At 69.2% G+C, this 12,957-nt stretch carries 8 protein-coding genes; 1 reads left to right on the top strand and 7 read right to left on the bottom strand.

The window, feature by feature from the left end; genetic code table 11:
* Positions 1-16: 16 nt before the first annotated feature.
* From E6A21_RS11520 to E6A21_RS11490, 7 genes are all read right to left on the bottom strand, one after another.
* Positions 17-1,693, bottom strand: coding sequence for an amidohydrolase (locus E6A21_RS11520; RefSeq protein WP_138444282.1), 1,677 nt, complete (start codon positions 1,691-1,693; stop codon positions 17-19).
* Between the two features lie 221 nt (positions 1,694-1,914).
* A complete protein-coding gene (locus tag E6A21_RS11515; protein ID WP_171041370.1) occupies positions 1,915-3,240 on the bottom strand; it encodes a ComEC/Rec2 family competence protein in 1,326 nt (441 codons plus the stop codon).
* A 494-nt stretch (positions 3,241-3,734) separates the two neighbouring features.
* Positions 3,735-4,592 carry a ComEA family DNA-binding protein gene (locus tag E6A21_RS11510; RefSeq protein ID WP_138444280.1) on the bottom strand — a complete coding sequence of 286 codons (858 nt, stop codon included), beginning with the start codon at positions 4,590-4,592 and terminating at the stop codon, positions 3,735-3,737.
* Between the two features lie 90 nt (positions 4,593-4,682).
* On the bottom strand, positions 4,683-5,690 hold the full coding sequence (locus E6A21_RS11505) for a DegV family protein (protein ID WP_138444279.1): 1,008 nt from the start codon (positions 5,688-5,690) through the stop codon (positions 4,683-4,685).
* Between the two features lie 34 nt (positions 5,691-5,724).
* The gene (leuS, locus tag E6A21_RS11500) at positions 5,725-8,280 is read right to left on the bottom strand and encodes a leucine--tRNA ligase (protein WP_425471545.1); all 2,556 of its coding nucleotides are present in this window, start codon (positions 8,278-8,280) and stop codon (positions 5,725-5,727) included.
* Between the two features lie 169 nt (positions 8,281-8,449).
* Positions 8,450-10,024, bottom strand: a complete 1,575-nt coding sequence (gene glpK, locus E6A21_RS11495) for a glycerol kinase GlpK (protein WP_138444278.1) — start codon at positions 10,022-10,024, stop codon at positions 8,450-8,452.
* The gene (locus tag E6A21_RS11490) at positions 10,017-11,822 is read right to left on the bottom strand and encodes a glycerol-3-phosphate dehydrogenase/oxidase (protein WP_138444335.1); all 1,806 of its coding nucleotides are present in this window, start codon (positions 11,820-11,822) and stop codon (positions 10,017-10,019) included. Before E6A21_RS11490 ends, glpK begins: the two co-directional genes overlap by 8 nt.
* Before the next feature lie 107 nt (positions 11,823-11,929).
* Between E6A21_RS11490 and E6A21_RS11485 the strand changes: the two genes are divergently transcribed.
* Complete coding sequence (locus E6A21_RS11485) at positions 11,930-12,943, top strand: sugar-binding transcriptional regulator (RefSeq protein WP_138444277.1); 1,014 nt, start codon at positions 11,930-11,932, stop codon at positions 12,941-12,943.
* Positions 12,944-12,957 lie beyond the last annotated feature (14 nt).

Genomic DNA, 12,957 nt, shown 5'->3' with positions numbered 1-12,957 from the left:
GCCGATGCTTTATTCGTCAGAGGCGTGCGGCGGGGGCGGCCATGTGGGTCTCGTCGTAGACCTTCCTCCCCGCGAACCAGGTCTGCCTCGCCCGGATGCGACGCACACCATCGATGGGGACTTCGTGGGGGTTGGCGGAGAGCACGATGAAGTCGGCGGACCTTCCGGGGCCGAGCGAGCCGGCGATGTCGGCAAGGCCCATGGCCTCGGCCGAGTCGGTGGTGTAGGCGCGGATCGCCTCCTCAAGGGTGATGGCCTGCTCGGGCCAGAGGGTTCCCGGGAACTGGCCGCTGGGGTCCTGGCGTGTGACCAGACCGTAGATGGCCTCCCACGCGTTGGGCGAAACGCTCACCGGCCAGTCGGAGCCGCCGGCCAGTCGGGCGCCCGCGTCCAGAAGCGAACGGTTGGGCTGCATCTTCGAGGCCCGCTCGGCAGGAAGGACGGTGGCGATCGCCTCCGAGATCACGCCCGGGAACCACAGGGAGGGCGAGATGTCGGCGGTGACGTCGAGCTCGGCGAAGCGGACGACGTCGTCCGGATGAACGAACTGGCCATGGGCGATGTGGTAGCGCGGCGTGGAAAAGCCGGCCTCCCGGATTATCCGGACGGTGTCCAACACGAGCCGGACCGAGGCGTCCCCCGTGCAGTGGATCTTGGCGGAGATCCCGCGCTCGGCGGTGCTGAGAAGCCACTTCTCCAGCTCGTCCGGGCGCATCGTCGTCGAGCCGCAGTGGCACGGGGGGAACCCCGCGCTCTCCAGATAGGGCTCCATGAAGGCCCCCGTCCCAGCGGGCGGGACCCCGTCGAGGAAGATCTTGATAAAGTCCGGCCGGTGGTGCTCAGACCGCGTTTCCTCGCGGTGGCCGATGATCCCCTCGCCGAGGGGATCCGTGCCGAAGATGAAGTCATTCGCCTGCATCGACGTGACCACCCAGGCATCCAGCTGTCCCGCGTCGTCGAGCTCCTTCAGGGCCCGCATCGTCTGAAGTGACGCTGCAGCGTCCTGGAACGCCGTAATGCCATAGGAATGCAGGAGTTCGACGCCCCGGGCTGCCGAGCGCGCCAATGATTCCGGGGGCATGGGCTGGAGCCGTGCGAGGGCCCTCTCGACGAGGACGCCCCCTGCTTCGATGAGAGCGCCTGTGGGGCGCCCTGAGGTACCGCGGAGGATCTGGCCCCCGGCCGGGTTTGGCGTGTCCGGGCCGATCCCGGCAAGGTCGAGGGCGCGGGAGCTCGCCCAGCGGTTGTGCTTCGAGTCATCCTTAAGGAGAGCCGGCCGTCCGCCAGTTGCGGCGTCCAGGCGGGCCAGAGCCTCCGACGTGTTGATCTCGCTGAGTAGCCCCGAGCCCCAACTGCCCCCGAGAACCCAACCATCGTCGGGCAGGGTTGCGGCGTAATCGGCGATGACCTCGAGGAATTTGGACAGACTCAGCGTGGGCGGGGCGTCGAGCTCGAAGAGGTCCATCTGCCCGGCGAGGAAGAAGTGATTGTGCACGTCGAGGAGACCGGGCATGACGTAGGCGCCCTCAAGGTCGACCACGTGCGTACCGGTGCCCCGGCGTGCGAGGGCCTCCTCGCCGGCCGCCGCGACCTTCCCCGCAACAACAGCCAGCGCGTCGGTGCGGCCGACCCGATCCTCAAGCGTGTCGATCGTGCCATTGACCAGCAGGAGATCTGCCTCCGGCTCGAGCATCCCAACCTCCTAGAGTGGCCTGCGTCACATCTCTCCTTTGAAAGGTACGCGCGCCGGAGGCCCGTGGCTTTGCCCTTCTGCGAAGGGATATTGACTCTGCGTGCAAGGGACTCGTCATTCGCTCTGAGTGTTTCGGCTCTCCCCGATGACAAGAAGGTGCTCTCGGGTCGCCCGCCTGGGCCACCCTGTGGCATCGGGATTCACCGACGGACCGGCCCGATTCACGCTGCTCTGTGCCGATGACCCAGGCCCCACACGAGGGCCGCCGAGGCGACGGAGACGAGTGCCATCGCGATTACGCCGGCGGGTCCCTCCGCCCACGGGAGCCGGGCTCCCGGCAGGGCCGCGAATCCTTGGGCTGCGGTCGCGAGAACCTCTGCGGGAATCCCCGCCATCGCCGTCGCGGCCCACCCCAGGGGTGGGCACAGCGGCCCGACCGCAAGGGCCAAGGTGGCAGCGACGGTGATGGGCGGGACCAGCGGAGCCACAACAAGGTTGGCCGCGAGCGACCACGTCTGGAAGGACGGCTCGAGGAGCACGACGACGGGCCCGCACAGTAGCTGCGCTGCGAGCGGCACCGCCACCGCGGCTGCAAGCCACGTGGGCAGCCGGGCGGAGAGACGCGCCGCGAGCGGACGGGCGAGGAGCGTGATCCCCAGGGTCGCGAGGACGGACAGGACGAAACCGTAGCTGAGGGCGAGTGCAGGGTCCGCGAGGACGACCGCTATCACCGCCGTCGCAAGCGCCGCCGAGCCCGCACCTGCGCGCCCCGACGCCAGCGCCACGAGCGACACCAGTCCCATCGCGCCCGCCCGCAGGACGCTTGGCTCCGGACCGACAATGCCGAGGAAACACACCAGGACCACCACGCAGACGGCATGCACAGCCATCCTCGGCAGCCTGAACGAGCGGAGAGCAAGCACAACCGTCCCCACGACGATGGCGAAGTTCGCCCCGCTCACCGCGGTGAGGTGGGTGAGGCCCGCGACCCGCAGGGACTCCTCGAGGCGGGGGTCGAGGCTGCTGCGATCCCCCACTGCGAGGGCCGGGACGAGGCCCGCGGCATCGGCTGGGAGCCACGCCGCATGTGCTCGGAGAGTCTCCCGTGCACTGGCCCGCCACACGCCTCCCTGACCGGGCGGCTCGACGGTCCGCGGAGAGCTTCGTGCGGTGACGAACGCCGTCCCGGGCCCTCCGGCTGCGACGTGGACAGGTAGCTCGATCCGGGTGCCGGGCGCCAGGCCCCGAAGGGATTCTCCACCAGCCAAGATCACCCGCGCCGAAGCGGCAAAACGCTGGCCGTCACGGATTGCAGCAACAAGCCGCGCATCCGTGATGTACCTGGGCCCGGTACTGAAGCGGCCAGCAGCCGACTGACGCCGTGGCTCCGAGAGGATCTCCAGCTTGGCGGTGGCTGGACCGCCCTCGGCAAGGAGTCGACCGGCTGGACCTGCCGTATCCGTCGTCAGACGCGCCGCGCCGGCGAGGAAACCTGCACCCCCGGCGACGGCGGTCACGACGGCGACGATCGCGAACCTTCGTCCCATTCCTGAGGCAACCTTCTTCCTGTCGTGGGCAGAGAGGAGACGCGTGCGGCGCCCCGCTGCCGTGCGGGCACCATCGACCCGCGCTTCGGGCCTTCGTGACGCCTTTCGTGACCCTGCCATCGCCGCAATGCCTGCCGCGACGAGCATCACGGCGCAGCTCCCCAGCCCCCAAGCCCAGACCGCCCACCCCGCGAGACCAACTGAAGCGCCCACGACTGGCCACGCCGCTCCGGCCCAGACTGCCGCCGCGGGTGGGATAAGCCGAAGATCCCTCCACCCTCGGCTCACCGAGGCTGAATCGGTCCCACCCGCTGCCCCGCCCCGCGCCGATCGGGATGCCAGCCATTCCCTCAGTGCTTCGACGAGGGCCGCACGGGCGCCGCCCGACGGGCCTTGGTGCTCTCGAGCTCGGCGATGCCTGTGGAAGCGGTCGGTGGCCGATTGTACGTAGCGGCCCCACACCGTCGAGGACGCGCGTTCCGTCTGTCGCGAGCTCAAACCGACACCAGTGGCAGGAGGGATTCGAGCATCTTGGGGCCTATCCCGGGAACCCCATCGAGGTCTTCGGGCGACGAGAAGCGCCCGTGCTGCTCGCGGTACTCGACGATCCTCTGGGCCAGGACTGGGCCCACACGGGGCAACTGCGCGAGTTCCTGCGCGCTCGCCGTGTTGAGATTGACCTTCGCCGCGCCGCTCGCCGAGCGGCTGCCTGTCGTGCGGCCGCCTTGCGTAAGGCTGGCCTGGGCCACCGGCCCGGCGCCCGCGCCTTCCTCCATCGGCTCGCCTTGACGGGGAACGGCGATCCGCGCGCCGTCGTCGATCTCTGCTGCGAGGTTGAGGCGGTCCGGTTCGCCATTGGGCAGCGCTCCCCCAGCAGCACTGATCGCGTCATGGATACGACTCCCCTGGGGAAGCTGATAGACGCCCGGCCTGCCGACGGCTCCGGCAACGTGCACGACGATGACCGCTGCGCCTTCCGATTCGCGAGGCGCGAGCGTTGCAGTTTCGGCCGTGGCCGGACGATGCCCGGCGCCGGAGGGAGTGGCGTCACGAGGCCCGATCGATCGGACATCAGGCGGAGACGAGACCGCGGACCACCACCAGAGCCCTGCGACGACACCCAGAATGCACACGACGACAGCCGCAAGCCGGGCGGAAAGAACCCAACGTGGTCCTTGTCCCGAGGCTGTCGGGTCGTCGTCTGCTGCAGCTTCGTCCGAGTCGTCCCCATCGTTCGGCCGGGCCTGCACGAGAAGGCCAGAACCGAGGGTCTCGTCGGGGCCGCGCGGTGGGACGATCCGGTCCCAACGGTGCCGCGCTCGCGCCCCCTCCGCGCGTCTCCCTCGTCCCATGCAGTCAGCCTGACAGGCCTGCAGGCTGCCCTGGTGAGTCGGGAGCGGCTATGTGGGCGGACACGCGGGACGGCCGAGGTGGAGGAACAGTCAATCGGCGGGCGCGGTGGCGGCGTCACGCGTCCGGCCCGTGACGACGATTGCGAGGACGCCGAGCCCCGTGTGAGCCGCGAGGACGGCCGGAAGAGGGGTGACGACGACGTCGGTGCCCTTCACGAGCGCCTCCGGTTCGGCACCCAGCGTCTCGACGAGTTCGCGCGCGAGGGCCTCGGCCTCACCGCGGTTGCCGAAGTAGTGGACGGCGAGGCGAGGATCGACGCGCTTCCGCGCATCGGCCGCCGAGAGCTCGCGCAGCCGAGGCAGGGCCCGGGCGCTCGTCCGGATGCGTTCGAGCGGAACGATCCTGCCATCCTGGACCGCGAGCAGCGGACGGATTGAGAGCACTGTGCCCACCCAGGATGCGGCCGCACCGATCCGGCCCCCGCGCCGCAGCTGGTCGAGGCTCGGAAGGAAGAAGCGGACCTCCGCGCCGTCGAGCGTCTCGCGTGCTGCCGCAAGCACGGCCCCCGCGTCCTGTCCCGTGGAGGCGGCGAGGAACGCGGCTTGGACGGCAAACCCCTGGGCCATGCCGGCGGTTCGGGTGTCCAGGACCTCGACGGGGACGCCCACGCGCTCCGCCGCGAGGCGAGCCGCGTCCGCCGTGCCCGACAGGGCACCGGAGAGATGGACCGAGACGACCGCCTCGAAACCCGCGGCTTCGAGCCGCCGGTAGGTTCGCTCGAACACCCCAGGGGCCGGCCGCGACGTCTTCACCGGACGCCCTGCCGCAAGGGCAATTCCGAGTGCCGCTTCGGCTTCGGGGCCATCGAGGTGGATCTCGTCTCCCGCCATGACCGAAAGCGGAACCACCTCGAACCATGGCTCCGCTTCGGCGGCGGCAAGCCATTCGGGCGGCAGTCCGCACGCGCTGTCGGTGACGACGGCGGTACGCACCCGGGGAAGGGTCTCCGGCCGCAGGACCGACAGCCTGAGGCGGCCGAGGCGCTGCCGGAGGAAGCGGTCGCTCAGCCACCAGGGTGACGGGGCGCGCTCAGTCACCCCGTCGCCCTGACGGCGGCCAGTCGCGTTGGTGTCACGCGGGAACGATGTTCACCAGCTTGGGCGCGCGCACGATGACCGTGCGGATGCCCCTGCCGTCGAGGATGCGCTGCACGTTGGGTGCTGCGAGTGCGAGCTCGCGCAGAGCGTCCTCGGAGATGTCCGGAGACACCTCGAGTCGGTCGCGGACCTTGCCCTGGACCTGGACCACCGCGGTCACGGTCTCCTCCACGAGCAGCGACGGATCATACGCAGGCCACTCCGCGTTCGCCACAGACGGTTCGTGGCCGAGGGCCGCCCAGAGATCCTCGGCTGTGTACGGTGCGACGAGGCTCAGGATGATCGCCACGACCTCGACCGCCTCGCGCACAGCGGGATCGGCTCCCCCGGGCCCGCTGTCGATCGCTTTGCGGGTCGCATTGACGAGTTCCATCGCCTTGGCGACGACGACGTTGAACTTGCGTGACTCGAGGAGTTCGACGGCGTCCGCGAGGGTCCGGTGGGTGACGCTGCGCAGCGCGCGGTCGCCCTTCGCGGGGTCCGCGCCGGGCTCGCTCGTGACGTCCTGCCCGAGGCGCCATGCCCGCGCCAGGAACTTCGCGGAACCCGACGGCGAGACGTCGGCCCAGTCGACGTCGTCCTCGGGGGGCGAGGCGAACACCATGGTGAGGCGCACAGCATCCACGCCGAACTGGTCGAGCTGCTCGCCGAGGTCGACGCCGTTGCCGAGCGACTTGCTCATGGCCTTGCCCCCGTTGAGCACCTGACCCTGGTTCATGAGCGCTGCGAACGGCTCGTCGAAGTCGACGAGGCCCATGTCCTTGAGGACCTTCGTGAAGAACCGGCTGTAGAGCAGGTGCAGAATCGCATGCTCGACGCCGCCCACGTACTGCGCGACGGGCATCCAGCGCTTCGCGGCCTCCGGATCGAACGGCCCCTCGGTGTAGTCCGGCGACAGATAGCGCAGGTAGTACCAGGACGAGTCCACGAACGTGTCCATCGTGTCCGTGTCGCGCTTCGCCGGGCCGCCGCAGCTTGGGCATGTGACGTTGACCCAGTGCTCGGCGGCCGCGAGCGGGGAGGTGCCCTTCGGGGCAAGCTGCTCGCCCCGGAGGTCGTCGGGAAGGCGCACCGGAAGCTGGTCGTCCGGCACGGGAACCTCGCCGCACGCCTCGCAGTGGATGATGGGGATCGGTGCTCCCCAGAACCGCTGGCGGGACAGCAGCCAATCGCGGAGCCGGTAGTTGACGGTACCCTCCCCCGTCCCCGCGGCTTCGACGATCTCGATGGCCTTCGCGATTCCTTCGGACTTGGACAGTCCGTCGAGGGGGCCCGAGTTGACGATCGTTCCCTCGCCGGCGGTCGCGACCCCGCTCACGACGGGATCCTCCTCGCCGGTCTCGAGGACCGTGCGCACCGGCAGGCCGAAGGCGCGGGCGAAGTCGAGGTCGCGCTGGTCGTGCGCCGGGACGGCCATGATGGCCCCCGTGCCGTAGTCCGCGAGCACGTAGTCGGCGGCCCACACCGGCAGCTTCTCCCCGCTCAGGGGGTTCACGGCATACCGGCCGAGGAACACGCCGGTCTTCTCGCGGTCGGTGTTCTGGCGCTCGATCTCGGAGAGGGCCTTGACCCGATCCTGGTATTCCGCGAGGGCCGCAGCCTCCTCGGGGGCCACGAGCTCGGTCGCGAGGTCGGCGTCGGCCGCGACGACGAAGAAGGTAGCACCGTAGAGCGTGTCGGGCCTCGTCGTGAAGACCGTCACCTTGCGCTCCGGCCTGCTCCCGTCACCGGTCGGCTCGACGGCGAAGTCGACGTGCGCGCCCTCCGAGCGGCCGATCCAGTTGCGCTGCATGGCGAGGACTCGCTCCGGCCAGTGGCCTTCGAGAGCGGTCATGTCGTTGAGCAGGCGGTCGGCGTAGTCGGTGATCTTGAAGTACCACTGGTTGAGCGCCTTCTTGGTCACGAGAGTGCCGCAGCGTTCGCAAGCACCGTTGACGACCTGCTCGTTGGCGAGCACCGTCTGGTCCTTGGGGCACCAGTTGACCGGGTGGTTCTTCCGGTACGCGAGCCCGCGCTCGTAGAAGCGCAGGAACAGCCACTGCGTCCAGCGGTAGTACTCGGGGTCGGAGGTGTGCAGCCGGCGGGACCAGTCCAGGCTCAGGCCGTAGCGCTTGAACGAGGCGGCCTGCGTGTCGATGTTCGCGTAGGTCCACTCAGCGGGGTGCGCGTTGCGCTTGATGGCCGCGTTCTCAGCGGGCAGGCCGAAGGAGTCCCACCCGATCGGGTGGAGCACGTCGTAGCCGCGGAGGCGCCAGTAGCGGGCGACGACGTCACCCATCGCGAATGCCTCCGCGTGGCCCATATGGAGGTCGCCGGAGGGGTAGGGGAACATGTCGAGCACGTAGCGGCGCTCCCGGCTCCCGTCGTCCTTGGGCGTGAACACGCCCAGCTTCTCCCATACCGCAGGCCACTTGGCCTCGATGGCAGCGAAGCTGTAAACGGCGTCAGCCCCTGCGTTCGCAGCATCCGCCACCGTGGCCACCTCGGCCACGCCTGCAGCCCTCGGCTCCGTGCCCTGCTGTTCGCTCACCCTGCTTCTCTCCACTGTTCGTCACCTCGGCGTCCCTCAGCATTCGTCCCCTGACACACAAAAGCCCCTCGCAGGGAGGGGCGGCCGCTCGCTGGGAGCGGCTAGTGAAGAAGGAGGATGCCGTGCATACCGCTATCCTAGCGCAGCCCCGGCATCCTCCCGCCTGGGCCTAGCGGACGTCGTCGTCGACCCAGCCCATCGACTTCGTGACCGCCTTCTTCCACTGGCGCATCAGCCGGTCCCGCTCCGAGGGATCGAGCTGCGGGCTCCAGCGAGCGTCTTCGTCCCAGTTCGCGGAAAGCTCGCCGAGGTCGCCCCAGAAGCCGACCGCCAGTCCTGCCGCATAGGCTGCGCCGAGCGCCGTCGTCTCGATGACCTTCGGCCTGACGACGTCCACTCCCAGGATGTCGGCCTGGAACTGCATGAGCGCATCATTGGCCACCATCCCGCCGTCGACCTTGAGCTCGCTCAGCGGGACGCCCGAATCGGCGTTCACGGCGTCGAGGACCTCGCGCGTCTGGAACGCGGTCGCTTCGAGCGCGGCCCGCGCGAGGTGTCCCTTGTTGGCGTAGCGCGTGAGGCCCACGATCGTGCCGCGTGCGTCGGCCCGCCAGTAGGGCGTGAACAGCCCTGAGAAGGCCGGGACGATGTAGACGCCTCCGTTGTCCTTGACCGAGCGGGCGAGCTCCTCCACTTCCGGCGCCGTCCGGATGAGTCCGAGGTTGTCGCGCAGCCACTGGATGAGAGAGCCCGCGACGGCGATGGAGCCTTCGAGGGCATAGTGCGGCTTCGCTTCGCCCAGCTTGTAGCCCACCGTCGTGAGGAGGCCGTTCTTCGACTGAACGATCTCCTCCCCGGTGTTGAAGATCAGGAAGCAGCCCGTGCCGTACGTATTCTTGGCTTCCCCCTTGGCGAACGCAGCCTGGCCGAAGGTCGCGGCCTGCTGGTCGCCAAGGATCCCCGCGATGGGGACTTCGCGGAGCAGCTGCGAGGTGTGGACCGTGCCGTACACCTCGGAGGAGGACCGGATCTCGGGGAGCATGGTCGCCGGGACACCGAAGACGTCCAGGATCCCTTGGTCCCAGGAGAGCGTCTCGAGGTCCATGAAGAGCGTGCGGGATGCATTCGTCACGTCGGTCACGTGGATGCCGCCGTCGACTCCCCCTGTGAGGTTCCAGATGACCCAAGCATCGGTGTTGCCGAACAGGAGATCGCCAGCCTCGGCCTTGGCCCGGGCACCTTCGACGTTGTCGAGGATCCACTTGACCTTGGTGCCCGAGAAGTAGGTGGCGAGCGGAAGGCCCACCGTGGCCTTGAAGCGGTCGACGCCGCCGTCGGCCGCGAGCTCGTCGGCGATCGGCTGCGTGCGCGTGTCCTGCCAGACGATCGCGTTGTAGACCGGCTCGCCGGTCGTCCTGTCCCACACGACCGCCGTCTCGCGCTGGTTCGTGATGCCGACTGCGGCGATATCGTGCCGGGTAAGGTTCGCCTTGGAGAGGGCCTGTCCGATCACCTCGCGTGTGTTGTCCCAGATCTCCCGCGGGTCGTGCTCGACCCAGCCGGCCTGGGGGAAGATCTGCTCGTGCTCGAGCTGGCCCACCGAGACGATCGAGCCGCCGCGGTCGAACACGATGGCCCGCGTGCTCGTCGTGCCCTGGTCGATGGCCATGACGAACTGGTCCTTGCCGGGCGCGGCTTCGGCGCGCGCGGCCCCGCCCCTCGCGCCTGAAGTGGGCTCAGACATTCATGGCTCCTTCGATCTGCGTGGCGCGGGGCCCAAAGGCGACCCGATGGAAGTCGCCCAGCGTGCGCTCGGCGTGCCGGACCTCGCTGTGGACACGTTCGGATTCCCAACCTAGATGGGGCGCGAGTGTCTCGGCCACTTCCCCGATGACTTCGGGCGTCACGAGGCCTCGGAACGCGAGCGACGTGCGCCGGATCAGGACGTCCACAACGTGGCCCACCTGTTCGTGCCGGGCCATGTAGGCCAGCTCGCGGACGCTGAGCTCCTGCGTGCTCTCCAGCATGCGATCCGGCCCTCCGGCCAGGAAGGCCGCGACTTCCTCGGCTCGGGTCCCGTAGCGTTCGAGCAGCACCTCTGCCCGGAGCGGATCCAGCGACGCGGGAAGATGCGCGGCGATCCAGTCCCGCTGCGCCGCGCGCCCCTCGGGGAAGCCGGCCCCGCCGCCGATCGGACGCTCGGCGGTGCTCTCGCGGCGCACGAGGCCGAGCTCGCCGAGGACGGCGTCCGCCAGGTTCTCCGACACCGCGCGGAACGTGGTCCACTTCCCGCCCACGAGGCTCAGCCGGAGGGGCGCGTCCCTGCTGACCGCTTCGCGTTCGATCCGATAGTCCCGCGAAACGAAGCCCGGAGCGGTGTCGTCGTGGCGTGGGAGGGGGCGGACTCCCGAGAAGGTGTAGACGATCTGGCTCGGGTCCACCGGAACACCGGGGAAGACATGGCGGATGAGGTCGAAGAAGTACGAGACCTCGTCTTGGGTGCAGACCGGAACGAGGTCTTCGCCGGCGTCGATGTCGGTCGTGCCGACCAGGACCCGATCCCCTATCGGGTAGATCAGTACGATGCGCCCGTCCGTGTGCTCGAAGAAGATCTCGCGGCCGCCAGTCGCTTCGAGCAGTTCGGGGGCGTCGAGGACGATGTGGGAACCCTTGGTCCCGCCCATGAAGTGCGTGGCCGTTCCGAGGGCGGCATTGGTACGGTCCGTCCACGCTCCGGTGGTGTTGACGACGACGTCGGCCGCGAAGTCGAACTCCTCACCGGTGAGCTCGTCGCGCAGCCGCACCACGCCGTCGTGGGTCCCGACCGCGCCCACGTAGTTCACCGCCCGGGCTGCAGGGGTGGCCTCCAGCCCGTCTCGGAGGACGTCGAGCGTGAGCCGCTCGGGGTTGTGGACGGAGGCATCGAAGTAGTTGGCCAGGTACTTCACCTCAGGCCGGAGCCGCGGAAGCTCGGCCAGGGCGCGCTTGCGGCCAACGAACTGATGGCGCGGCACACGGCCGCCCTCTCGGGAGAACGCGTCATAGAGGGCGAGGCCCATCTTGATCAGCACCGCACCCCGGGCCCTCGGCTTGCCCGAGCGATGGCTGAGGAACCGGAGGGGCGCGTTGAGGAGGCCCGACAGTGTGCCGAAGACCGGGATCGCTGTCCGCAGCGGCTTGACGTAGTGCGGGGCGATGCGCAGCAGGCGGTTCCTCTCTACGACCGATTCGTGAACGAGCCGGAACTCCCCGTTCTCGAGGTACCTGATGCCTCCGTGGATCATGTGGGAGGACGCCCCGGAGGCACCCTGGCAGTAGTCGCCGCGCTCGACGAGCGTCACGTCCACCCCCTGCAGGGCGAGGTCCCTGAACGTGCCGACGCCGTTGATGCCGCCGCCGATGACGAGGACCTTCGAGCGGGGCCTCGCCCTCAGGGCGTCAACTGAAGGGCGGGTGGTTGCCGGGTCGGTCGGGGCGGCGGCGGGATGCGGGGCCACAGGAGTCCTCCTTGGACGGTGAATGGCTTGAACACGGAGCAGCATTCGCACGCGAAGCAGCATTGAAACGTGAAGGGCGGTTCCGCACCTATTCTTCGAGGGGCTGAGAAGAAAGTTCAAGAGCCATGCACAAACGTGCAAGAATGGCGTCCATGGTGCCCTCCGCCTCGCTTCCGGGACCTTCTCCCGCCGCGGCTTCCGCACAGAGTCCCGTCACGCGAAGGCAGCGCGAAGCACTTCTCGCCGCACAGCTGTACTACCTCCAGGACCTCACCATGGACGCGATCGCGAGGGAGCTCAGGACCTCGCGCTCCACCGTCTCGCGCCTCCTCGCCTTTGCCCGCGAGACCGGCCTCGTCCAGATCCAGATCTGGAACCCCCTCGAGTCGTCCGTCGAACTCGAGTCCGCCATCGCCCAGCGCTTCGGCGTCCGCGCCCACGTCGTCCCCCACGTGTCCAACCTCAACGAGGCCGAGACGCTCGATCGTGTGGCGATGTACGCCGCCCGGACACTCACTCCTTTCGTGACCTCCAATTCCGTGATCGGGGTGGCGTGGGGCTCGACGCTCACCGCCATGAGCCGGTATCTGAACCGGAAGTCGACGCACGGCAGCACGGTCGTGCAGCTCAACGGAGCCGCCAACACTCAGACCATGGGGCTCGGCTATGCGAGCGAGATCATGCGTCGCTTCGGTGCCGCCTACGATGCCGCGGTGGAGGAATTCCCGGTGCCCGCCTTCTTCGACCGCGCCGAGACGAAGCGGCTCATGTGGCAGGAACGGAGCGTCCGCCGCGTTCTGGACCTCCAGGCCCGCATGTCCGTCGCCGTGTTCGGGGTCGGCTCCGTAGAGGCGGACGTGCCGAGCCACGTCTACACGGGGAGCTACCTCGACGCCGTGGATCTGCAGTCCCTCGTCGAGGAGGGGGTCGTGGGCGACGTCGCGACCGTCTTCCACCGCGAGGACGGGAGTTCCGGCGGCATAGCGCTCAACGAGCGCTCCACCGGGCCCGACCATGCGCTCGTGCGGGCCGTGGAGCACCGCTTCTGTGTCGCCTCGGGCCCGTCCAAGGCGCGCGGCCTGCGCGGCGCCCTCAAGGCCGGGCTCGTCACCCAGCTCGTCGTCGACGAGGCGACGGCGCGCGCCCTCCTGGCCCTCGATGCCTGACGTTCGGACAGGGG

Source organism: Sinomonas susongensis (assembly GCF_005877005.1).
In the GTDB taxonomy this organism is placed as follows: domain Bacteria; phylum Actinomycetota; class Actinomycetes; order Actinomycetales; family Micrococcaceae; genus Sinomonas; species Sinomonas susongensis.
This window is presented reverse-complemented; position numbering and strand designations above follow the sequence as displayed.